General features: G+C 60.2%; 24 protein-coding genes. 12 read left to right on the top strand and 12 right to left on the bottom strand.

Going from position 1 to position 22,697, the window contains the following annotated elements:
- Window positions 1-82: 82 nt before the first annotated feature.
- Entirely contained in the window at window positions 83-421 is a 339-nt protein-coding gene (locus ACOYXJ_RS20945; protein WP_053121462.1) for an FKBP-type peptidyl-prolyl cis-trans isomerase, read from the top strand.
- 35 nt (window positions 422-456) lie between these two features.
- Window positions 457-870: a hypothetical protein gene (locus ACOYXJ_RS20950; RefSeq protein WP_460371259.1), complete on the top strand. Its 414-nt coding sequence runs from the start codon at window positions 457-459 to the stop codon at window positions 868-870.
- Between the two features lie 139 nt (window positions 871-1,009).
- Here ACOYXJ_RS20950 and ACOYXJ_RS20955 read toward each other — a convergent pair whose 3' ends face one another.
- From ACOYXJ_RS20955 to ftrA, 3 genes are all read right to left on the bottom strand, one after another.
- A complete protein-coding gene (locus ACOYXJ_RS20955; RefSeq protein ID WP_116030089.1) occupies window positions 1,010-1,279 on the bottom strand; it encodes a hypothetical protein in 270 nt (89 codons plus the stop codon).
- Window positions 1,280-1,281: 2 nt separating this feature from the next.
- Window positions 1,282-1,662: a DUF6124 family protein gene (locus tag ACOYXJ_RS20960; RefSeq protein WP_460371260.1), complete on the bottom strand. Its 381-nt coding sequence runs from the start codon at window positions 1,660-1,662 to the stop codon at window positions 1,282-1,284.
- Between the two features lie 438 nt (window positions 1,663-2,100).
- Window positions 2,101-3,075 (bottom strand): transcriptional regulator FtrA, encoded by a 975-nt coding sequence (ftrA, locus tag ACOYXJ_RS20965; RefSeq protein ID WP_460371261.1) that lies wholly within the window; start codon window positions 3,073-3,075, stop codon window positions 2,101-2,103.
- A 100-nt stretch (window positions 3,076-3,175) separates the two neighbouring features.
- Between ftrA and ACOYXJ_RS20970 the strand changes: the two genes are divergently transcribed.
- From ACOYXJ_RS20970 to ACOYXJ_RS20985, 4 genes are all read left to right on the top strand, one after another.
- Window positions 3,176-3,604 (top strand): rhodanese-like domain-containing protein, encoded by a 429-nt coding sequence (locus ACOYXJ_RS20970; RefSeq protein ID WP_460371262.1) that lies wholly within the window; start codon window positions 3,176-3,178, stop codon window positions 3,602-3,604.
- A gap of 247 nt (window positions 3,605-3,851) precedes the next feature.
- Window positions 3,852-4,631 (top strand): ABC transporter substrate-binding protein, encoded by a 780-nt coding sequence (locus tag ACOYXJ_RS20975; RefSeq protein ID WP_460371263.1) that lies wholly within the window; start codon window positions 3,852-3,854, stop codon window positions 4,629-4,631.
- Between the two features lie 198 nt (window positions 4,632-4,829).
- Window positions 4,830-5,942, top strand: coding sequence for a succinylglutamate desuccinylase/aspartoacylase family protein (locus ACOYXJ_RS20980; RefSeq protein ID WP_460371264.1), 1,113 nt, complete (start codon window positions 4,830-4,832; stop codon window positions 5,940-5,942).
- A gap of 181 nt (window positions 5,943-6,123) precedes the next feature.
- A complete protein-coding gene (locus tag ACOYXJ_RS20985) occupies window positions 6,124-6,840 on the top strand; it encodes an alpha/beta hydrolase (protein ID WP_150793688.1) in 717 nt (238 codons plus the stop codon).
- On the opposite strand, the gene ACOYXJ_RS20990 is transcribed toward ACOYXJ_RS20985, so the two are convergent.
- Window positions 6,830-7,387, bottom strand: a complete 558-nt coding sequence (locus tag ACOYXJ_RS20990; protein ID WP_460371265.1) for a DcrB/PsbP domain-containing protein — start codon at window positions 7,385-7,387, stop codon at window positions 6,830-6,832. The two genes, ACOYXJ_RS20985 and ACOYXJ_RS20990, sit on opposite strands and share 11 nt — an antisense overlap.
- A gap of 84 nt (window positions 7,388-7,471) precedes the next feature.
- Window positions 7,472-8,245: a hypothetical protein gene (locus ACOYXJ_RS20995; protein WP_460371266.1), complete on the bottom strand. Its 774-nt coding sequence runs from the start codon at window positions 8,243-8,245 to the stop codon at window positions 7,472-7,474.
- Window positions 8,246-8,392: 147 nt separating this feature from the next.
- Between ACOYXJ_RS20995 and ACOYXJ_RS21000 the strand changes: the two genes are divergently transcribed.
- Window positions 8,393-8,929, top strand: a complete 537-nt coding sequence (locus ACOYXJ_RS21000; protein WP_460371267.1) for a chalcone isomerase family protein — start codon at window positions 8,393-8,395, stop codon at window positions 8,927-8,929.
- 72 nt (window positions 8,930-9,001) lie between these two features.
- Entirely contained in the window at window positions 9,002-10,321 is a 1,320-nt protein-coding gene (locus ACOYXJ_RS21005; protein ID WP_095113623.1) for an Nramp family divalent metal transporter, read from the top strand.
- Window positions 10,322-10,449: 128 nt separating this feature from the next.
- On the opposite strand, the gene ACOYXJ_RS21010 is transcribed toward ACOYXJ_RS21005, so the two are convergent.
- Entirely contained in the window at window positions 10,450-11,553 is a 1,104-nt protein-coding gene (locus ACOYXJ_RS21010) for a cytochrome P450 (protein ID WP_460371268.1), read from the bottom strand.
- Window positions 11,554-11,632: 79 nt separating this feature from the next.
- On the opposite strand from ACOYXJ_RS21010, the gene ACOYXJ_RS21015 reads away from it, so the two are divergent.
- The 3 genes from ACOYXJ_RS21015 (at window position 11,633) to ACOYXJ_RS21025 (ending at window position 14,580) form a co-directional block, all read left to right on the top strand.
- The gene (locus ACOYXJ_RS21015; RefSeq protein WP_460371269.1) at window positions 11,633-12,391 is read left to right on the top strand and encodes an ArsR/SmtB family transcription factor; all 759 of its coding nucleotides are present in this window, start codon (window positions 11,633-11,635) and stop codon (window positions 12,389-12,391) included.
- Between the two features lie 147 nt (window positions 12,392-12,538).
- On the top strand, window positions 12,539-13,759 hold the full coding sequence (locus ACOYXJ_RS21020) for a putative DNA modification/repair radical SAM protein (RefSeq protein WP_257355460.1): 1,221 nt from the start codon (window positions 12,539-12,541) through the stop codon (window positions 13,757-13,759).
- Window positions 13,756-14,580 (top strand): TIGR03915 family putative DNA repair protein, encoded by an 825-nt coding sequence (locus ACOYXJ_RS21025; protein WP_460371270.1) that lies wholly within the window; start codon window positions 13,756-13,758, stop codon window positions 14,578-14,580. The genes ACOYXJ_RS21020 and ACOYXJ_RS21025 overlap by 4 nt, the downstream gene beginning before the upstream one ends.
- A 270-nt stretch (window positions 14,581-14,850) precedes the next feature.
- Here the strand turns inward: ACOYXJ_RS21025 and ACOYXJ_RS21030 are convergent, their stop codons facing one another.
- The 5 genes from ACOYXJ_RS21030 to ACOYXJ_RS21050 form a co-directional block, all read right to left on the bottom strand.
- Window positions 14,851-15,870, bottom strand: coding sequence for a branched-chain amino acid aminotransferase (locus tag ACOYXJ_RS21030; protein WP_008086978.1), 1,020 nt, complete (start codon window positions 15,868-15,870; stop codon window positions 14,851-14,853).
- A 245-nt stretch (window positions 15,871-16,115) separates the two neighbouring features.
- Window positions 16,116-17,489 (bottom strand): dihydrolipoyl dehydrogenase, encoded by a 1,374-nt coding sequence (gene lpdA, locus ACOYXJ_RS21035; RefSeq protein WP_460371271.1) that lies wholly within the window; start codon window positions 17,487-17,489, stop codon window positions 16,116-16,118.
- Between the two features lie 7 nt (window positions 17,490-17,496).
- Window positions 17,497-18,768, bottom strand: coding sequence for a dihydrolipoamide acetyltransferase family protein (locus ACOYXJ_RS21040; protein ID WP_460371272.1), 1,272 nt, complete (start codon window positions 18,766-18,768; stop codon window positions 17,497-17,499).
- Window positions 18,769-19,827 (bottom strand): alpha-ketoacid dehydrogenase subunit beta, encoded by a 1,059-nt coding sequence (locus ACOYXJ_RS21045; protein WP_003224000.1) that lies wholly within the window; start codon window positions 19,825-19,827, stop codon window positions 18,769-18,771.
- 1 nt (window position 19,828) lies between these two features.
- On the bottom strand, window positions 19,829-21,064 hold the full coding sequence (locus ACOYXJ_RS21050) for a 3-methyl-2-oxobutanoate dehydrogenase (2-methylpropanoyl-transferring) subunit alpha (protein WP_102899278.1): 1,236 nt from the start codon (window positions 21,062-21,064) through the stop codon (window positions 19,829-19,831).
- Between the two features lie 185 nt (window positions 21,065-21,249).
- Between ACOYXJ_RS21050 and bkdR the strand changes: the two genes are divergently transcribed.
- The gene (bkdR, locus tag ACOYXJ_RS21055) at window positions 21,250-21,738 is read left to right on the top strand and encodes a Bkd operon transcriptional regulator BkdR (protein WP_016985245.1); all 489 of its coding nucleotides are present in this window, start codon (window positions 21,250-21,252) and stop codon (window positions 21,736-21,738) included.
- 3 nt (window positions 21,739-21,741) lie between these two features.
- Here the strand turns inward: bkdR and ACOYXJ_RS21060 are convergent, their stop codons facing one another.
- Window positions 21,742-22,599, bottom strand: coding sequence for a tyrosinase family protein (locus ACOYXJ_RS21060; RefSeq protein WP_460371273.1), 858 nt, complete (start codon window positions 22,597-22,599; stop codon window positions 21,742-21,744).
- Window positions 22,600-22,697: the final 98 nt, after the last annotated feature.

The raw sequence follows: 22,697 nt of genomic DNA on the forward strand, positions 1-22,697 counted from the left end.
CCATGTTGATCTGCGCTGGCAGGTTGCCAATCCCCGGCATTTCTGGGAAAACGGCGACCGGCTGAACAATAGAGTGAATGTTATGAATGATGAACTGCAGGTAATCGATCTTCAGGTCGGCGAAGGCAAAGCCGCCGTCAAAGGCGCGCTGATCACCACCCAATACACCGGATGGCTGGAAGATGGCAGCGAGTTCGATTCTTCCTACAGCCGTGGCAAACCTTTTCAGTGCGTGATTGGTACGGGGCGGGTGATCAAGGGTTGGGATCAGGGGTTGATGGGGATGCAGGTGGGGGGCAAGCGCAAATTGCTGGTGCCGGCGCATCTGGGGTATGGCGAGCGGACGATGGGCAAGATTCCGCCGAATTCGAATCTGGTGTTTGAGATTGAGTTGTTGGAAGTGCTGACGCGGGAGGATTGATACCGGGTCGTTTTTTACGCTTGGGAATAAATGCGATGGATGTGTGGCAGTGGGTTTCACAAGTTGCCGATTGGCTGGTGGAGAGGCATGCCTCGCGCAGAGGATCGACTTACAACTACATGTATTTCGTTTCCGCTGCCGCTGCAGTTGGCAGCTGGGTAGTCGCGAAAGAACTGCTCGCCAAACGCAAGGCCCTAAAAGCAAGCGTGTCTGAAGCTCTGCAAAATGAAACGTTACGTGCGATGTCCTTTGCTCAGGAGGATGGGCGACCAGTCAAACGCACTGCGACGTTGGTCCGACAGGCAGAAACCTTTTTCGTCACGGTCATTCGTCATGATGATGAAGAGCGCGTGGAGTCATCCAGTGAAGCGTTGCACTCGCTGGACGATGTCGACGTTTACTTGCGTGACCACACACCCTTTATCCTCGCGGATTTTCGAGCGTCGTGACTCACGCGTCCGATGCAGAAAGAACGCTTTCGCGAGCAGGCTCACTCCCACATTGGGACGGCGGTGTACTCGAATGTCGCGAGTAACCGCGAACAACTGTGGGAGCGAGCCTGCTCGCGAAGAACGATTACACGGTCAATCAGGCTGCGTGCGCCATCTCGGCCAGTGTGTCGGCCACGGTTCTTTGCAGTGAGGGGAACCTGCGGGTGACGCGGCGCAGTGCGGGTAGCACGGCGTCGATTTCCAGTTCATCGAGTTGGGGAAGGACGGTGACGGCGGAGGCGACGATGGATTCGCGTTCGCTTTCGAAGAGCACCAGACACGCGTTCTGTGCCCAGCGTCCGTCCCGTTCGTTGAAACCCATGGCCACCAATGCTGCGACGACTTGTGCATCTGTTTTATTGGACATGGTTATTGCCTCAGGGCGGGGTCGATTTTGTCGAGGGCGCGGTTGACCGCGAGTTCGCCGAGCATGACCACTTGCTGGATGCCGAGCACGGTGTTGCGGTAGGGCGAGTCGAGCAGGGCGGCGAAGTCGCTGAGCATGACGCTGGCCGAGGCCATGGATTCGCAGGCGTGGGCCATGAGGTCTTCGGCGCCGGTGTTCGGGTCGACGAGGAACATGGTGCTGGGTCTGCGCGGTGGTGACGGCGGTGTGGGTTTCAGGTAGTGATCGAGGGCGCGTTCGGCGGCTTCGTGGAGTTTTCTAGAGCCCGGCGTGGAATAGGGGGATGTCGGATTTTGATCGATTTCCGCATCTGTTTCGGGCGGATTCGGCGTAATTTTGAACATTTCTTAGAACCTTTTAATGAGGCCGACACGTTCATTGCGACTAAACAAATGGGTGGCAGCTATGCGCAGGTTAGTCGACCGGTGGTTCTAAGCAGTCCCGGCGCACCCGAAGGCGCCCTGCGCACAGCTACCATTAAGCTCAGGCGCGAGAATGCCTGACTGAACGGACTGTATGCTGCCAAAAAACCACCGAGCGACTAAACCCGATCACTGAACATTCAGTGACGCGAACCAAGTTACCGGCAGCCCCCAAGCCGCACAAGCCGGCGGATTCTGGCGTAGTTGTAGGCAAAGGCGCAAGGCGCTGTAGCCTTGTGGCTGATGTCTAAATGATGCTGCGTTTGACCGGGCGCCTTCGCGAGCAGGCTCGCTCCCACCTTTGAAATGCGTACCCCCTGTGGGAGCGAGCCTGCTCGCGAAGGCGCCTTCATAATCACCTCAGGATTCAACCCTCACGCCGCGCCCAAACCGCTCCCGATACACCGAAGGCGGCACCCCCACCACGCCGCGAAACGCCACACGAAAACTCTCCACCGACCGGTACCCACAACGCTCGGCAATCTGCTCGGTATTGTCCGGCGTACTCTCCAGCAACTCCCGCGCCCGCGCCAACCGTTCATGCTGCAACCACGCCTTGGGCGACTGCCCACTGGCCTCGGTAAATCGCCGCAGAAACGTACGCTCACTCATCGCCGCTTCACTGGCCAGATCACGCACCTCAAGCGGTTCATGCAAACGCTCGCGCGCCCACTGCATTACCCGCGACAGGTCGTTGCGCGGCGTCGGGCTGACCGGGGTCGGAATGAACTGCGCCTGGCCGCCGGTGCGTTGCGGCGACATCACCAGGCGCCGCGCCACCGAGTTGGCGACTTGCGTGCCGAAGTCCCGCGCCACCAGATGCAGGCAGGCGTCGATCCCGGCAGCGCTGCCGGCCGAGGTGATCAACTGGCCGGAATCCACATAAAGCACATCCGGATCGACGGCAATCTCCGGGAAGCGCTGCGCCAGTTCCGCCGTGTAACGCCAATGGGTGGTGGCGCCGTGGCCGTCGAGCAGGCCGGTGGCCGCCAGCACAAATACACCGGAGCAGATCGACAGTAATCGCGCACCCCGGGCATGGGCCTGACGCAACGCGTCGATCAATGCTGGAGGTACCGCCGCGTTGCGGTCGCGCCAGCCGGGAATGATGATGGTGCACGCCTCGGCCAACAATTCCAGGCCGCCATCGGCCAGCACCTGAATGCCGCCCAAGGCGCGCATCGGGCCTTGATCGACCGCCGCGATGGCGTGGGTGTACCACGGGAAATCGAACTCCGGCCGGGTCAGGCCGAAGATCTCCACGGCGATGCCGAACTCGAATGTGCAGAGGCCGTCGTAGGCCAGAATTGCGACCAGACCTGGTGATGTCGGCATTTGGCGGAAAATTCCCGGTGAGTGTCTTGTGCGCCACTGTAGCCGCAAGCGGCCGCTCGATAAAGTCTGCTCACACCCGTTCAGATAAGGAGCAACACCCATGGTCAGTCTGGTTCGCGACATCCCCGCAGCACCGTCGGCGATCGCCCTGATGCACTTCAGCAATCGTCTGACTTTCGAAACCGATTGTTCTGACGTGTTCAGCAGCCAGGAGGCCGGTGAGATCGATTTTGTCCTGGTCGATGTCCGTGGACGGCTGGCCTATGAGCGCGGGCATGTGCCGGGGGCGATCAATATTCCGAACCGCTTGCTGACGGCGGCAGAACTGGCCAGCTACCCGAAAACCACGCTGTTCGTGGTCTATTGCGCCGGCCCGCACTGCAACGGCGCGAACAAGGCGGCGGTGAAACTGGCGGCGCTGGGTTATCCGGTTAAGGAGATGATCGGCGGGGTTACCGGATGGCTGGATGAAGGCTTTCAACTGAGCGTTGAGCAAGCCGCCAAAACCGCCATCGGTTGCGAATGCTGACGTTCGTTTAAGAGATTTCCTGAGCAAAAAAAGCGCTTGTCCTACAGCCTTTGCACCACGACGGCGCACCCGTTGACCCCGGTCAATCGGTGCGCCGATCTTTCATAAGTATTTGTCGCTTAAACACAATTTACCCTGTGCGCGCCGCCATAGACTGCCGGCCACTTCGGTTTTTGCAGCCAATTGGCCATGACCGAACGCTGAATCGAAAGCTGCCAATAAAAGCCTCCGCACACAGGAGTTATAAATGAAGAAGCTAGTGATGTTCGGTGCCCTGGCACTGTCGATGTTGTCCCTGACCGCCGTGGCCGAAGACGCCAAGCCGATCCGCATCGGTATCGAAGCCGGTTACCCGCCATTCTCGATGAAAACCCCTGACGGCAAACTCACCGGTTTCGACGTCGATATCGGCGATGCGCTGTGCGCGCAGATGAAAGTCAAATGCACTTGGGTCGAGCAGGAATTCGATGGCCTGATCCCGGCGCTGAAAGTGAAGAAAATCGACGCGATCCTGTCGTCGATGACCATCACCGATGATCGCAAGAAGAACGTCGATTTCACCATCAAGTACTACCAGACCCCGGCGCGCTTCGTGATGAAGGAAGGCTCCGGTGTCAAAGACCCGCTGACCGAGCTCAAAGGCAAGAAAGTCGGTGTGCTGCGTGCCAGTACCCATGACCGTTACGCCACCGAAGTACTGGTGCCGGCCGGTATCGACCTGGTGCGTTACGGCTCGCAACAGGAAGCCAACCTCGACATGGTTTCCGGGCGTATCGACGCGATGCTGGCCGACTCGGTCAACCTGAGTGACGGTTTCCTGAAAACCGACGCCGGTAAAGGTTTTGAATTCGTTGGCCCGACCTACGAAGACGCCAAGTACTTCGGCGGCGGCGCCGGCATCGCGGTGCGCAAGGGCGATACCGCGCTGGCCGAGCAATTCAACAAAGCCATCACCGAAATCCGCGCCAATGGCGAGTACAAGAAAGTCCAGGACAAGTACTTCGACTTTGATGTGTACGGCCATTAATACGCCGTAGAAAAAAGTGGCCCCGTTTGCGCGGTGGCCACTTTTTTTGCGCTCTAATTGTGGTGAGACCCTTGTAGGAGTGAGCCTGCTCGCGATAGCGGTGTGTCATTCAATGAATGTGTTGGCTGACCCACCGCTATCGCGAGCAGGCTCACTCCTACAGGGGATCTTTGTGATCCAGATATTGAGGAGTTACCCATGCAACGCATCGACCATGTTCTGCCCTGGAGCCACTTGGGCAGCGAGCGCTCTCTCAGCGTGTTCCGCTACGGCGCGGGCACTCGCAAGGTGTACATCCAGGCCAGCCTGCACGCCGATGAACTGCCGGGCATGCGCACCGCGTGGGAACTCAAGCAACGACTCAATGAGCTGGAACAGCAGGGCCGTTTGCAGGGTGTGATCGAATTGGTGCCGGTGGCCAACCCGATCGGCCTCGATCAACATGTGCAAGGTGCGCACATGGGCCGCTTTGAACTGGGCAGCGGTAAAAACTTCAACCGCGCCTTCGTCGAACTCAGTGCACCGGTCGGGGCGTTGATCGGTGAGCGTCTGGGCGCGGATGCCGAGGCCAACGTGGCGCTGATCCGCCAAACCATGGGCCAGGTGTTCGATGAATTGCCGGCACCGGTCTCGCAACTGCAAGCCTTGCATCGTCTGTTGCTGCGCCATGCCTGCGATGCTGACATCACCCTCGATCTGCATTGTGATTTCGATGCCGCGATTCATCTGTACGCGCTGCCGCAGCACTGGCCGCAGTGGCAGTCGTTGGCGGCACGACTGAGGGCCGGTGTGGCATTGTTGTGTGAAGATTCCGGCGGCAGTTCGTTCGATGAATCCTGCTCGACGCCGTGGTTGCGTCTGGCGCGGGCATTTCCCAATGCCGCGATTCCGGCAGCGAATCTGGCGACCACGCTGGAGCTGGGCAGCATGGGCGATACCCGGGTCGATCAGGCGCGGGCCAATTGTGAGGCGATTCTCGGTTTCCTCGCGGAGCAGGGGTTCATCAGCGGCGAGTGGCCGGCGGCGCCGAGCGAGTGCTGCGAAGGTCTGCCGTTCGAGGGCACCGAATACCTGTTTGCGCCGCACCATGGCGTGGTCAGTTTCCTGCGCAATGCCGGCGAGTGGGTGGAGAAGGGTGATGCGCTGTTTGAAGTGGTGGATCCGTTGCAGGATCGTGTGACCACCGTGCGCGCGGGCACCAGCGGCGTGCTGTTTGCGCTTGATCGTGGGCGTTATACCGAGCCGGGGATCTGGCAGGCGAAAGTGGCGGGGCGGGTGGCGTTTCGGACGGGCAAATTGACGAACGACTGACGGATCTTCGTTGGGGCTAATGGCCTCATCGCGAGCAGGCTCACTCCTACAGGGGAACGCATTCCAAATGTAGGAGTGAGCCTGCTCGCGATGGCGGCATCGACAGCACCACCGAATTTGGATCCTCGCCGCAGGATGTTAGGCTCCCCCCCGAACCCGACACTCCGTGAAGGAAGGCTCTATGTTGAAGGTCTTTGCTCTGCTGACCCTGCTGGCGTCCACCGCCGTGCAGGCGCAAACCACGCTGCAATCCGATCTGCCGCTCAAGTACCTCGAACTGGTTCACGCCGATGCCGAACCGCGTCCGTTGGTGATTTTCCTGCACGGCTACGGCAGTAACGAAGCCGATCTGATCGGCATGAAATTTCAGCTGCCGGCGCAATACAACTACCTGTCGGTGCAGGCGCCGTTGGCGCTCGGTGAAGGACGTTTCCAGTGGTTTCGCAAGAAGGGCGAAGGCGCCTACAACGGCGAGACCGATGATCTGAAGGTCAGCGGCCAGAAACTGCGCGACTTTATCGCGCAAGCGGCGCAGAAATATCACACCACCCCGGACAAGGTGTACCTGATCGGCTTCAGCCAGGGCGCGATGATGACCTACGAGGTCGGGTTGCGGCCGCCAGTGGCGGTCGGCGGGATCGCCGCGTTGAGCGGACGTTTATTGCCAGTGTTGAAGGCAGAACTAAAGACCGGGCAGGCGCCGTTGCCACTGAGCATCTTTATCGGCCACGGCACCGCCGATGATCCGGTGCCGTATAAAAACGGCACCGAGGCCAATGCGCAACTACAAAAGCTGGGCTACAAACCGCAGTTCCATGCCTACCCCGGCGTCGGCCACAGTATCAGTGCGGCCGAGCTGCGCGACTTGAACGGCTGGTTGCAGCAGCTCAATCCTTGAGGATGGTTTTCACCAGGGCATCGTGACCTTTCTTGTCGCTGGCGCGGGAGATTACCTGCACCAGCGCCATTTTCGTGCCGGAGCCGGCCATCAGCGTAGTGTTGAGGGTCTGGCCGCCGCCCTGGGTCGCGGTGCTGTCGACCTGACGCAAGCCAAGGCCGGTGCCTTTCTGGGTCAGGCTCTTCTCGCTGAGTTTGTTGAAATCCGGCAGCGCTTTGCGTTGGTCTTCGATGAAGCTCGACACGCTGCCGTCGAGGAACTGCCCGTCGTTGTCCTTGACGTGCTGGCCTTCGGGGATCTTGTTTTCAGCGGTAATGACCACGGTTTTTGTGGCCTCGTTGGTGTACATCGTGCCCGTGGTCCCGCTCGGGCTGGTCGGCAGCGGGTCGGCGACGAAACCTTTAGGCAGCACAAAGGTGAACTTGCCCTCGAGCATCGAGACTTTTTCGGTGCTGGCTTTTGCCTTGGCCGCTTGCGCGTGGAGGGCGCCGAAACCGGCGAGGGCCGCCACCAGCAGGACGACGTTTTTTTTGCTCAACAATGACATGTGAATCTCCGGTGGATGGTCGCGCGAGGCGGGCGATCATCCCACGGAGGGGGCCGGGCGTTCCAGCGCGAATCATCCGAGCGGTTACTGCGCCTGCGCTTTCGCCAACGGACGGGCCAACAGGCGTTTGGTCACGCCGAGCATGGCCACCGCCACCGCGACACCGACGGCGAATCCACTCAGCCCCATGGTTGGCAATGTCAGCGCCGAGACCAGACAAAACGCCGAAAACGAATACATGCCGGTCGTCGTCGCCCGTAACAGTGCGGCGGTAAATGCCGCGCCGCGTGTCTGTTGCGAGAACACCGCCATCACGCTGCCGAGCACCGGAAACACCGCGAGCAAACCGCTCCAGCGCTCGCCGACGGTGCTGGCGAGCATCGTCACCACCAGCGTCAACGCGGCGCCGGCGATCATCCGCCAGATCAATCTGTCCGACTTCGGCGCCGGGCCGTTCAACACCGGTTGCACCGTGGGAAACAGGTATGGCGATGCCAGCAGCGCAATTGCCGCCGCCACCACGGAAAACGGCAGCGACGCCGGGATCAGCGACAACACCAACGCGATGACGGCCCACACCGACAGCGACGCCGTCAGCGCCAGCGGCCAAGCCGCTCGTTGCGCCACCTGCGCATAGGTGATGCAGAACGCAATCATCGCGAACATCGCCGACAACGCCGCCACCGCTGATTGCGCGGCGAATGCCGGACCCTGCTCGATGGCGAGGAAAAACAGAATCGGCCCGACCACCACTGGCAATCCCGACAGCCACCCGGCCACGCTAGGCCCCCAGCGTTTGCCCGCCAGGGAAATCAGCAGCAGAAATCCGGGAATCAGCAGCAGTTTGAGGATCAGCACGCAGGAGTCTCCATCCGTTGAAGGTTCGCCACGTTAGCATTGTCGATCGGCGATTGCTGCCTATGTGCGCAGATTTTGTATACAAAGTGCCGGCGACGATACCCGGCTATGCTCTGATTATCAGGGCTTGCCGGAGTCGATGCCGCGATGAACAGAACACCCAAGGTGTTGCGGGGATGCTGCGGCATCGGTTTGTGGGCGCTCTTGCTGACGCCGACGTGGGCCAATTGGCAGGACGCGGTGCCCGGCGCGCAAATCATCGGCACTGGTGATTTCAGCGTGTTCGGTTTCGATGTCTATAACGCGCGCTTGTGGAGTGCCGCGCGGCCCCTGGTCGACGGCCAGCCGTTTGCGCTGGAGTTGATCTACCGCCGCAGCATTTCCCGCGATGATCTGGTCAAGGCCAGCGTCGATGAAATCAAACGCCTGGCCAATGGCCGCGTCAGCCCGGCGCAATTGGCTGGTTGGCAGATTCAGATGCAGCAATCATTCGTCGATGTGCAGGCCGGCATGCGGATTACCGGCGTGTATCTGCCGGGGCAGGGCGCGCGGTTTTTTGTCGGTCAGCAGTTGCAGCATGAGATCGATGACCCGCTGTTTGCCCGAGCGTTTTTTGATATCTGGCTGGATCCGCGCACGCGCAATCCCGAGTTGCGCGAGCAGTTGTTGGGGGTGAGTCGATAGATTCTTTTGCACTTCAAGGCTCCGGCGGAAACCTCTAAGCTGCGTCTTTCCGACTTGTTTCTGGATGTGTGCGTGAAATTCAGTTTGCCCAAAATCGCCACCGCGCCGTTTTGCCCGCCGGAAGTGGCCGGCAGTGTTGCGGTAGATCCCAATGCCTCGTTCTTCAAACGCGTGCTGCGTTTCGCAGGCCCCGGTTTGCTGGTGTCGATCGGCTACATGGATCCCGGTAACTGGGCCACGGCCATCGAGGCCGGTTCACGCTTCGGTTACAGCCTGTTGTTTGTGGTGTTGCTGGCGAGTCTGGCCGGCATGGTTGTGCAGTGCCTGTGCTCGCGGTTGGGCATTGCCACCGGGCGCGACCTGGCGCAGCTGTCCCGCGAGCGCTACAGCACACCGACCGCGCGCCTGCAGTGGGTGTTGGCGGAAATCTCGATCATCGCCACCGATCTGGCCGAAGTGCTCGGCTGTGCGCTGGCCTTTCACTTACTGCTCGGCTGTTCGCTGACCTTCGGCATTGCCCTGACGGCGTTCGACACCTTGCTGGTGCTGGCCCTGCAAAATCGCGGTTTCCGCAGGCTTGAGGCGATCATGCTGGTGTTGGTCGCGACCATTGGCGTGTGTTTCTTCGTTGAACTGTTGCTGATCAAACCCTACTGGCCGGACGTCGCCCAGGGTTTCAAGCCGTCGCTGGCGGCGATTGGCGAGGCCGCACCGTTGTACCTGGCCATCGGTATTCTCGGTGCGACGGTGATGCCGCATAACCTCTATCTGCACACCTCGATCGTGCAGACGCGGATGATCGGCAAGGACCTGGCGAGCAAGCAGGACGCGGTGAAACTGGCGCGCATCGACACCATCGGTTCGCTGGCCCTGGCGTTGCTGGTCAACGCGGCGATTCTGATTCTCGCGGCGGCAGCGTTTCACCAGTCCGGGCACACCGACGTGGTGGACATTCAGGACGCTTACCACTTGCTTGATCCGCTGGTCGGTGGTGCATTGGCCAGCGTGTTGTTCGGCGTGGCGCTGCTCGCATCGGGGCAGAGTTCGACATTCACCGGCACCATCGCCGGCCAGGTGATCATGGAGGGGTACCTGAACCTGCGGATTCCGTGCTGGCAGCGACGCTTGATCACTCGCGGGCTGGCGTTGATTCCGGCGTTTATTGGCGTGTGGCTGATGGGCGATAACGCGATTGGCAAGTTGCTGGTGCTGAGTCAGGTGGTGTTGAGTCTGCAGTTGCCGTTTGCCTTGTATCCATTGATTCGCATGACCAATGATAAAAAGCTGATGGGGCCGTTTGTGAATCGCTGGCCAACCCGGGTGTTGGCGTGGGGGTTGTTTGTGGTGATCAGTGGTGCTAACAGTTGGTTGATTTTGCAGTGGGCGGTTTGAGTCAGAATTTGCAGTGACTGGGCTGGCCTCTTCGCGAGCAGGCTCGCTCCCACAGTTTCCAAGGTGATTTCAACAGTGTGTACACCTCGTAACCTTGTGGGAGCGAGCCTGCTCGCGAATGCGGAGTTTCAGGCGCCGACATCGCTAAATATTGGAATGCGCCCATTGAGCGAAGGCCGGTAGTGCCAGTTCAAGCGATTCAGATCGATGCCACGCCCAAGTATTTCCCTCACCGTCGCCCCGGCAATACTCATCGCCAACGCTTGCCCCGGACAATGGTGCCGACCACTGCCAAAACTGAAACTGCGGCGATTGGCGCGCTGCGGCAGAAACTGCTCGGGCTGTTCGTTGAGCGCCGGATCACGATTGGCCGAGGCCAGCAAAACCAGAATCACATCGCCGGTTTCGACACGTACGCCAGCAATCTCACAGGACGCGGCGACAAAGCGTCGGGTGTTCTGCACGGGCGGATCGAAGCGCTGCACTTCGCTGAGCAGTGCATCGATGGATTCGCCGCGCAGTGCTGGCTGACGACGTAGCGCCAACAGCGTGTTACCGATCAGCCCGGCGCAGGCTTCGAACGTCTGCGAGCAGAGGCCGATCAGGTTGGCGATCAGGGTTTCCTCATCGCCGACAAAGCGCTGCTGGATCGCGCTGAGCAAATCGCTGGCGGGTTCGGCGACCAGTTCGATGAAGTAGCCGCGCAGGTGTTCGGCCGCCGCGTCCGCTGCGGCCAATTGCAGGTCATTGCTCAACGGCGACAGGCAGGCGACGAAGTCCGCCGTCAGCTCGCTGACTGCCCGGGCCTGTGCTGGCGTGAATCCCAGCAGCGCCGCGACCACGCACACCGGGCCACGAAACATTGCCTTGTACACACCGTCGGCGTCCGCTGTGATCAGCCGTGCGGCGACCAAAGCATTGATCGTCTCAAGGTCCAGCGCTGCCAGCTCAGGCTCGATTGCCGAACGCGGACAGCGCTGGCGTTCGCCGTCATTCATGCGCATCAGTTGGCCAAAAACTTTGCCGGCCATGCTTTCGACAATCGCTTTGGGCACTGGCTCCTGCGCCGGACGCACCCGGCAATCGGGGTGGGCCAACACCGCACACACCGCCCGGGCGCTGCTGGCGACCCACAGTTTCAGCTCGGGATGAAACGTCAGCCCACCTTCTGCGCGCAGTTCGGCGTAGTAGGGATAAGGGTCGGTATGCGTTGCCGCGCTGATCGGATTCATGGTGTGCATCCTTGTCGGTGGGGAAAGTGTTGCTACTATCTCCACTGCGCAACGACGATGATTCGTCCGGGAGCGAACTATGCACGCAGAACATCAAGACATCGGCGTTTCCCAAGTGGCCGCCGCCATCGCCGAGCCGGCGCGGACGAAAATCCTCTGTTCGCTGATGGACGGCCACGCCCGCACCAGCACGGAGCTTGCGACGATCGCCGAAGTCAGCGCCTCGACTGCCAGTGTGCACCTGGCGAAACTCAAGGATCTGGCTCTGGTGCGCCTGCATGTGCAGGGCCGCCATCGCTATTACAGCCTCGCCGATCAGCGCGTGGCGCAGGCGCTGGAAGCGTTGATGGTGATTGGCCAGAACGCCGCGCCGACGTTCAAGGCGCACACTCCGGATCGCCTGCAATTCGCCCGCACTTGCTATGACCACATGGCCGGGACGCTGGCGGTGTTGCTGCATGACCGTTTGATCGAGGGCGGTTGGTTGGTGGCAACCGACGAGCAGGCGTATCGCTTGAGTGAGACGGGCGAGGCGTTGTTTCTCGGTTTGGGAATAGAAGTGCAGGATTTGACGACGCTGCGCCGTAAATTTGCCTGCCCATGCCTGGACTGGAGCATGCGTCGGCCGCATCTTGGTGGCTCGCTGGGCGCGGCGTTGCTGCAGACCGCGTTGAAGCGCAAGTGGGTGACCCAGGATCTGGACAGTCGGGCGCTGGCGTTGACGGCGTTGGGGCGCAAGGAGATCAGCGCACGGTTTGGTGTTGAGTGGCCGGTAGACGGGCAGATCAAAAGATCGCAGCCTTCGGCAGCTCCTACGAGAGTCGCGTACACCCGATAAATCTCGATCCTACCCAATCCATGTAGGAGCTGCCGAAGGCTGCGATCTTTTGATTTTGCGCATCCGACCGACGAGGGGCGCATCTGCCACCTTGTATCACCGCAGACGACCCTATACTGTATATGCAAACAGTAAAGGGCCCGCGCCATGCAAATCATCGACAAGCTGAGCATCCTCGCCGACGCCGCCAAGTACGACGCCTCCTGCGCGAGCAGCGGTGCGCCCAAGCGCAGCTCCGAGGGCAAGAGCGGGCTGGGTTCGACCGATGGCATGGGCATCTGCCACAGCTACACGCCGGACGGGCGTTGCGTGTCGTTATTGAAGATTCTGCTGACCAATTTCTGCCTTTACGATTGCCAGTACTGCGTCAACCGCCGCTCCAGCGATGTTCCGCGTGCACGCTTCACTCCCGAGGAAGTCGTGGCGCTGACCATGGATTTCTATCGGCGCAACTGTGTCAGCGGATTGTTCCTCAGTTCGGGGATCATTCGTTCGGCGGACTACACCATGGAGCAACTGGTGCGGGTGGCGAAGCTGCTGCGCGAAGAGCATGAGTTTCGCGGCTACATCCATCTCAAGACCATTCCCGAAGCCGATCCGGCATTGATCGAAGAAGCAGGGCGCTACGCCGATCGCCTGAGCGTCAACATCGAACTACCGACCGATGCCAGCCTGCAAGTGCTGGCGCCGGAGAAGGATATCGCTTCGATCAAGCAGGCGATGAACACCATCTACACCGGCGTGCAGACCGTGTTGAACGAACCGCGCTCGGCGAAGTTCGCCCCCGCCGGGCAGAGCACACAATTGATTGTCGGCGCCGACGACACCGATGACAGCACCATCCTCCATAGCGCGCAGGCCTTGTACGGTAACTTCCGACTGCGCCGGGTCTACTATTCGGCCTTCAGCCCGATTCCCGACAGCCCGAAAAGCGTACCGCTGGCCGCGCCGCCGCTGATGCGTGAACACCGTTTGTATCAGGCCGATTTTCTCCTGCGCAGCTACGGCTACAGCGCCGATGAGTTGCTCAAGGGCCCGGGCAATCTGGCGTTGGACATCGACCCGAAACTGGCTTGGGCGTTGCAGAATCGTGAAGTGTTCCCGCTGGATCTGAACCGTGCCGAAGCGTCCCTGATCGCGCGTATTCCCGGTATCGGCCTGCGCACCACCGAACGTCTGGTCGAGCTGCGCCGCCAGCGGCGCATTCGCTACGAAGACGTCGCGCGCATGCGCTGCGTGCTGGCCAAGGCCAAGCCGTTCATCATCACCAGCGACTATCACCCGCAGCAGGCCGAGGTCACCAGCCATATGCTTTATCAGCAATTGCGCGACCGGCCGATGCCGCAGCAGATGGGGCTGTGGGGATGATCAATCTCGATTGCGACGATTTGTTCGACACGTGGCGCCAGCAGGCGCGCTGGCTGCTGAGCCATGAAGTCGATCCGAGTCTGGTGAGCTGGGCCTCGGACGGTGTGGGTGATCTGTTTGCCAGTGATGAGCCGGTGCCTGAAGGGCAGGGGCCGTTTCAGGCACGTATTCCGCGAGCGTTGCTCGACACCCTGGAACAGGCCTCGCGTTATCGCGGCGATCAACGCTGGAGCCTGTTGTATGAAGTGTTATGGCGCGTCAGCCACGGCGACCGCACGGCGATGATGGCCGGTGACAAACTCGGTAGCGAGTTGCAGCGACGGATCAAACAAGTCAATCGCGAAGCCCATCATCTGCATGCATTTGTGCGCTTCATCGAGCGGCCGTTATCCAGCGCGGGTCCGCAATATGTGGCTTGGCATGAGCCGGCCCACGACATTCTGCACAGCGCCAGTGAGCATTTCATCGGGCGAATGGGCCGCCATCGCTGGTTGATCGCCACGCCGCGTGATGGGGTTTATTACGATGGCGAGCAATTGACTTATCAACGTCAATGCCCGCTGGAATGGCAGCAGTTGGCGCAGAATGCCGACGATCCTCATGGCGATCTGTGGCTGACTTATTACAGCCACATCTTTAATCCAGCGCGGTTGAACGAGAAGGTTATGCAGGGGCATTTGCCGGCGCGGTTCTGGAAGAATCTGCCGGAGGGGGAGTTGATTCCCGGGTTGATTACGCAGGCGCGGATGGGCAAGCAGCAGAATGGGCAGGCGAGCGGGATTGCTGAGCGCTCTGGTAAACGGATTGCCTTGAAGAGCTAAAAGCTTACCCTCACCCCAGCCCTCTCCCGGAGGGAGAGGGGGCCGACCGAGGTGTTCTCCCGTACTACACCGACCTGAAAGTTCGCGTCGAACTTCTGTCTGGAGAACAACCGAGATCGGCCCCCTTTCCCCCTCGCCCCCTTGGGGGAGAGGGCTGGGGTGAGGGGGAAAAGATCTCCAGCCGTACACAATAAAAACCAACAACCACAATCAAAAAAGCCCCCCACCAATCACTCGGTGGAGGGCTTTTCTACATCAACACCCGTCAAATCAAACCTTGACGATCCAGCCCGCTGGCGCTTCGATGTCGCCGGTCTGTACACCCGTCAGCTCTTTGTAGAGCTTCTGGGTCACAGGACCCACTTCGGTCTCGCTATGGAACACATGCAGATGATCGTTGTAGCTGATACCACCGATCGGGGTGATCACCGCAGCCGTACCGCAAGCGCCGGCTTCCTTGAAGTCCGACAGCTTGTCGATCAGCACATCGCCTTCAACCACTTCCAGGCCCAGACGCGATTTTGCCAGTTCGATCAGCGACAGGCGGGTGATGCCTGGCAGCACGGACGGCGAGTTCGGGGTGATGAACTTGTTGTCGTGGGTGATCCCGAAGAAGTTGGCCGAGCCGACTTCTTCGATTTTGGTGTGGGTCATCGGATCGAGGTAGATCGCGTCGGCGAAGTTAGCTTTCTTCGCTTTCGAGCCCGGCATCAGGCTGGCGGCGTAGTTGCCGCCGACCTTGGCTGCGCCGGTGCCTTGTGGGGCGGCGCGGTCGTAGCTGGAGATCTGGAAGTTGTGCGGGGTCAGGCCACCCTTGAAGTAGGCGCCGACCGGGATGCAGAAGATCGAGAAGATGAACTCGGGTGCAGTGCGCACGCCGATGTTGTCACCGACGCCGATCACGAACGGGCGCAGGTACAGCGCGCCGCCAGTGCCGTACGGCGGAATGAAGCGTTCGTTGGCGCGAACCACGGCTTTGCACGCTTCGATGAACTGCTCGGTGTCGACCGTCGGCATCAGCAGACGGGCGCAGCTGCGTTGCATACGCAGAGCGTTCTGGTCCGGGCGGAACAGGTTGATCGAGCCGTCTTTGCAACGATAGGCCTTCATGCCTTCGAAGCACTGCTGGCCATAGTGAAGGGCAGTCGAGCCTTCGCTGATGTGCAGCACGTTATCTTCGGTCAGGGTGCCTTTGTCCCACTCGCCATCGCGAAAGTACGACAGATAGCGCTTGTCGGTCTTGATGTAGTCAAAACCCAGCTTGTCCCAATTGATGCTTTCGTTACCCATGACACCCTCTATCACTGAACAACCGCCGAAACGGTTCAAGGCTTCTGACGTTTTTTGGATGGGCACAACAATACTTCATTCTTGAGCGGTTTCGCAGCCGGAATTCGCTCCACTGATCGTTCCCACGCTTGATCGTTCCTACGCTCTGCGTGGGAATGCCTCATCGGACGCTCCGCGTTCGGCTTTTGGGACGCAGAGCGTCCTTGGCTGCGTTCCCACGCAGAGCGTGGGAACGATCAACGCAGCTACAGGTGCAGCGCATGCCCGAGGGCACGCAACGCCGCTTCCTGCACCGCTTCACCCAAAGTCGGATGCGCATGAATGGTGCCACCGATGTCCTCCAGCCGCGCGCCCATTTCCAGGCTTTGCGCAAACGCTGTCGACAACTCCGACACGCCAACGCCCACCGCTTGCCAGCCGACAATCACATGGTTATCCCGACGAGCGACCACGCGCACGAAGCCGCTTTTCGACTCCAGCGTCATCGCCCGGCCATTGGCGGCGAACGGGAAACTGGACACGATGCAGTCCAACCCCGCAGCCTTGGCCTCGTCCGGGGTCTTGCCGACCACCACCAGTTCCGGGTCGGTGAAGCACACGGCAGCAATCGCTGTCGGGTTGAACTCGCGGGTTTTGCCGCTGACCAACTCGGCAACCATCTCGCCTTGGGCCATGGCGCGGTGGGCCAGCATCGGCTCGCCGCTCAGGTCGCCGATGGCGTAGACGTTGCGCATGCTGGTCTGGCAGCGGCTGTCGATCTTGATTGCCGAACCGTTCATGTCCAGATTCAGCGCTTCGAGGTTCCAGCCCTGGGTATTCGGTTTGCGACCGACGGCGACCAGCACCTGATCGGTTTCCAGGTTCAGGGTTTCGCCCTCAGGGTCGCGCACCTGCAAGGTGCCATCGAAGCCCTGCACGCTGTGCTTCAGATACAGCTTCACGCCGAGTTGCTTCAGCGCGTCATGCACCGGTTGCGTCAGTTCGGCGTCGTAGGCCGGCAGGATGCGATCCTGCGCCTCGACCACGCTGACTTCAGCGCCAAGCTTGCGATAAGCAATGCCCAGTTCCAGACCAATGTAACCACCGCCCACCACCACCAGACGTTTCGGCACGGATGTCGGTGCCAGTGCTTCGGTGGAGGAGATGATCGGTCCGCCAATCGGCAGGATCGGCAGATTGACGCTGGTCGAACCGGTGGCCAGCACCAAGTGCTCGCACTGGATGCGCGTGTCGCCAACGTCAACGGTTTTGCCGTCGATGACTTTCGCCCAGCCATTGATAACCTGAACCTTGTTCTTCTTCAGCAGGGCTGCGACGCCGGTGGTCAGGCGATCAACAATGCCGTCCTTCCACTCGACGCTTTTAGTGATGTCGAGGCTCGGCGCGGAAACGCTGATGCCCAGCGCCGAATGCTGATTGTGATGCTGGGTCTGGTGAAATTGCTCAGCCACGTGAATCAGTGCCTTAGACGGGATGCAGCCGATGTTCAAGCAGGTGCCGCCCAGCGATTGGCCTTCGACCAGAATTGTCGGAATGCCCAGTTGTCCGGCGCGAATCGCCGTTACATAACCGCCGGGGCCGCCGCCGATGATCAGCAGCGTAGTGTTCAGAGATTGCATGCGCGCCTTACTCCACAAACAAAGTGGCAGGTTGTTCGATCAAGCCACGAATGGCCTGGATGAAGAGCGCCGCGTCCATGCCGTCGACCACGCGGTGATCGAAGGAGCTGGAGAGGTTCATCATCTTGCGGATCACCACCTGGCCTTTGACGACCATTGGCCGTTCGACGATTTTGTTCACGCCGACGATCGCCACTTCCGGCAAGTTCAGCACCGGCGTGCTGACGATGCCGCCCAATGCACCGAGGCTGGTCAGGGTGATGGTCGAGCCGGACAATTCATCGCGGCTGGCCTTGCCATTGCGTGCGGCGTTGGCCAAACGCGAGATTTCTGTGGCGCTGTCCCACAGGCTGCGCGCCTCGGCGTGACGCACCACCGGCACCATCAGGCCAACATCGCTTTGCGTGGCGACGCCGACGTGTACAGCGCCGAGGCGAGTGATGACCTGGGCTTCGTCATCGTAACGTGCGTTCATCTGCGGGAAGTCGCGCAGGGCGACGACCAAGGCGCGGACGAGGAACGGCAGCAAGGTCAACTTGCCACGACTGGCGCCATGTTTTTCATTCAGGTGCGCGCGCAGTTCTTCAATCGCGGTGACGTCGATTTCCTCGACGTAACTGAAGTGCGCGGCACGTTGGGTAGCGTCCTGCATGCGCTGGGCGATCTTGCGGCGCATGCCGATCACTTGAATCTGTTCTTCGTCATTCCGTTGTGCGTACGCGGCAGCAACCGGCGCGGAGGCATTCGACTGACCCTGCGCCAGATAGGCCTCAAGGTCTTCGTGCAGCACACGACCGGCCGGGCCGGAACCGCGCACCAGACGCAACTGAATGCCCAGATCCAGCGCATGTTTGCGTACGGCCGGCGAGGCGAGCGGGCGTTCGTCTGCTTCGCGAGCAACCATTGGGCCTTGGCAAGCAGCCGCCGGACGCGGGGCGGTTGGAGCAGGTTTGCTCTCAACAACGGCCTCAACTTTCGGCGCAACCGGTGCTTCTTTAACAGGCGCAGGTGCGGCGGACTCTTTCAAGTTACCGGCACCTTCAACCTCAATGCTGATCAGCACACTGCCAACCGCCATCACTTCCCCCGGCTGACCACCGAGTGCAATCACCTTGCCGTGGACCGGCGAGGGAATATCGACCATCGCCTTATCAGTCATCACGTCTGCCAGCACCTGATCTTCAACCACCAGATCGCCAACCTTGACGTGCCACTGCGACAGTTCTACTTCTGCGATGCCTTCGCCGATGTCCGGCATCTTGATAACGTGCGTGCCCATTCAGACCTCCATAACCCGTTTCAGCGCTGCGCCCACTCGGGACGGCCCTGGGAAATACGCCCACTCTTGCGCGTGCGGGTAGGGGGTGTCCCAACCAGTGACGCGTTCGATCGGCGCTTCCAGGTGATGGAAGCAATGCTCTTGCACCAGCGACACCAGTTCGGCGCCGAAACCGCAGGTGCGGGTGGCTTCGTGAACCACCACGCAGCGGCCGGTTTTCTTCACCGACTTGACGATGGTTTCCAGGTCCAGCGGCCACAGGCTGCGCAGGTCGATGACTTCGGCATCCACGCCAGATTCTTCGGCAGCAACTTGCGAGACGTACACGGTGGTGCCGTAAGTCAGCACGGTCACGTCCTTGCCCGGACGGGTGATCGCAGCAACGTCCAGCGGCACGGTGTAGTAGCCGTCCGGAACCTGGGCTTGCGGGTGTTTCGACCACGGCGTTACCGGGCGGTCGTGGTGACCGTCGAACGGGCCGTTGTACAGGCGTTTCGGCTCAAGGAAGATCACCGGATCATCGTTTTCGATGGAGGCGATCAGCAGGCCTTTGGCGTCATACGGGTTGGACGGCATCACCGTGCGCAAGCCGCACACCTGGGTGAACATCGCCTCGATGCTCTGGCTGTGGGTCTGACCGCCATAGATGCCGCCGCCGCAAGGCATGCGCAGGGTCATCGGCGCGGTGAACTCGCCGGCCGAGCGATAACGCAGGCGCGCCGCTTCGGAAATGATCTGGTCGGACGCGGGGTAGACGTAGTCGGCGAACTGAATTTCGGCGACCGGGCGCAGACCGTAAGCGCCCATGCCGACCGCAACGCCGACGATGCCGCTTTCCGAGATCGGTGCGTCGAACACCCGTGAGGTGCCGTACTTGGTCTGCAGGCCTTCGGTGCAACGGAACACGCCGCCGAAGTAGCCGACGTCCTGACCGAACACGACGACATTGTCATCACGCTCAAGCATCACATCCATGGCCGAGCGCAGGGCCTGGATCATGGTCATGGTGGTTGTGGTCATGGCGGTTTCCAACTGAATATTGTTGTTGTGATCGTTCATGTCAGATCCCCAACTGCTGACGCTGGCGCTTCAAGTGCTCCGGCATCTCTTTGTAGACGTCTTCGAACATGGTCGCGGCGCTAGGAATCTGGCCGCCGGCGAGGGTGCCGTACTGTTCGGCCTGTTTCTGCGCGGCAATCACCTCGGCTTCGAGCTCGGCGCTGACGGCGGTGTGTTCTTCCTCCGACCAGTGGCCAACCTTGATCAGGTGCTGCTTGAGGCGGGCGATCGGATCGCCGAGCGGGAAGTGGCTCCAGTCATCGGCAGGACGGTATTTGGATGGATCGTCGGAAGTCGAGTGCGGACCGGCGCGGTAGGTGACCCATTCGATCATGGTCGGGCCGAGGTTGCGGCGGGCGCGTTCGGCAGCCCAGGCAGAGGCCGCATACACAGCGTAGAAGTCGTTGCCATCAACGCGCAGCGAGGCGATGCCGCAACCGACGCCGCGTCCGGCGAAGGTGGTGGCTTCACCACCGGCGATGGCCTGGAAGGTCGAAATCGCCCATTGGTTGTTGACCACGTTGAGGATCACCGGCGCACGATAAACATGGGCGAAGGTGAGGGCGGTGTGGAAGTCCGATTCGGCGGTGGCGCCGTCACCGATCCACGCCGAGGCGATTTTGGTGTCGCCCTTGATTGCTGAAGCCATGCCCCAGCCGACCGCCTGAATGAACTGGGTCGCGAGGTTGCCGGAGATGGTGAAGAAACCCGCTTCCTTGACCGAGTACATGATCGGCAACTGCCGGCCCTTGAGCGGATCGCGCTCGTTGGACAGCAGTTGGCAGATCAGGTCGACCAGTGGCACTTCGCGCGCCATCAAAATGCTTTGCTGGCGGTAGGTCGGAAAACACATATCGTCGATGTTCAAGGCCAGGGCCTGAGCACTGCCGATGGCTTCTTCGCCAAGGCTTTGCATGTAAAACGACATCTTTTTCTGACGCTGGGCGACCACCATGCGGTTGTCGTAGATCCGCGTCTTGAGCATGGCGCGCATGCCCTTACGCAGGATCTCGACCGGCACGTTTTCGGCCCATGGGCCGAGGGCATTGCCCTGATCGTCGAGCACGCGAATCAGCCCACGGGCCAGGTCGGCGGTGTCGGCAGGTTCGACGTCGATGGAAGGTTTGCGCACCGTACCGGCATCGGTCAGATGCAGGTAGGAAAAATCGGTTTTGCAGCCTGGACGGCCCGAGGGTTCAGGGACGTGCAGACGCAGCGGTTCATACGCTTGGGTCATGGCTTCTACGCTCGATCTTGTGAATTTCTTGTAGTGAGCTGGCAGTCATTCTTCGGTAGAAGAAATCTTGTCCTACAACAATCATAGGCCCGGGCAAGAAGAATATTTATCTCTGTTTCGTTGCGCTGAAGACGATTTGCAGATAGAAATTCTGCATAAACATAAAAAACAGGTGGTTTTGTCTCATGCGCAAACTGGACCGTACCGACATCGGCATTCTCAACAGCCTTCAGGAGAATGCGCGCATCACCAACGCCGACCTCGCGCGCTCGGTAAACCTGTCGCCGACGCCATGCTTCAATCGGGTCAAGGCGATGGAAGAATTAGGCCTGATTCGCGAGCAGGTGACGCTGCTGGATGCCGACCTGCTGGGGCTGCACGTGAACGTGTTCATCCACGTCAGCCTGGAGAAGCAGGTCGAGGAAGCGCTGCAGCATTTCGAGGAAGCCATTTCCGATCGTCCCGAAGTGATGGAGTGCTATCTGATGGCCGGAGACCCGGATTACCTCATCCGGGTCCTGGTGCCGACCATTCAGTCGCTCGAACGCTTCATGATGGACTTCCTGACCAAAGTGCCGGGTGTGGCGAATATCCGGTCAAGCTTTGCGCTGAAGCAGGTGCGCTACAAGACCGCGCTGCCGTTACCCGCTAACGGTTTGACACTGGGCAGTTGAGGGTCAGATGTAGTCATACCGGTAATCGAGCTCGGCAGTGAAGAGGGTTTGCTGGACGGTAAAGGTTTGCGCCCAGGGCGCCAGTTCATTGGCGGGATGAAAGCTCAGCACGGTTTCATTCATGTCTGCCGAGCCGGCCTCATTGGTAAAACCGGGTGTGCCAGGGTGCTGATGTTTCCAGCGCTCCCACAACAAGTCGAGGTAGCAGTGGTGCAGGAAGAATACTGGATCATTGGGTGAGGAAGCTTCCCCCATGCTGCCACCTATCCACGCATGCACCGGATTGTGCAGTTCGGTTTCCGAGATGTTTTCCCAGCCGCTTGCTTCCATCCAGTAAGGCGTCCTGTTGAGCGTCGATATGACGGTCTCTGCGGTGGGCAGTGCGCCGTTTGCCCCGAGATTTCGACGAATGCCGGTGTTGCCGATGCCCTCGTCCCAGACTCTCACTTCAAACTGCGATTGCTCTCTGGAAAACGGGCCGCCGGTGACGCGCTGGTCTTGCAGGTTGTCACCGTTTGAACCCATGAAGTCCGAGGTGAAGGGGTTGTCGGCCCCGGTCAGTTGCCAGTTCCAGTAGGGCAGGGTGATGGTCGGGTCATTGGCGGCGGACTGCAGGGCCAGTTCGAACTGGCGGATCAGAATCCGGTGCCACGGATAGAACAGCGGGCTTCGATGCGGGTTGGGCGTCAGCGGATTGCCCCGGCCCATCGAATTTTTGTGGATCTGGACAAAATCATCGTAGCGGCTTTGCTGTCCGGGGCGCAGTACGCTGTCGACGTTGTTCTTCAGCCTCAGGATGGCATCGATGAATGCGGATTTCTGTTGCGCGTTCATGTCACGGTGATTACGGCGAATATCCATATTGCGAAAACTCCATTGAATGTTTGCCCAATGGAGTCTGATCGCTGAGAGGATTTTCACCAGTTCATCACTATCGCCAGCGCTTGTAGGAAAAATAA

It is taken from the genome of Pseudomonas sp. Tul2A7, assembly GCF_054790505.1.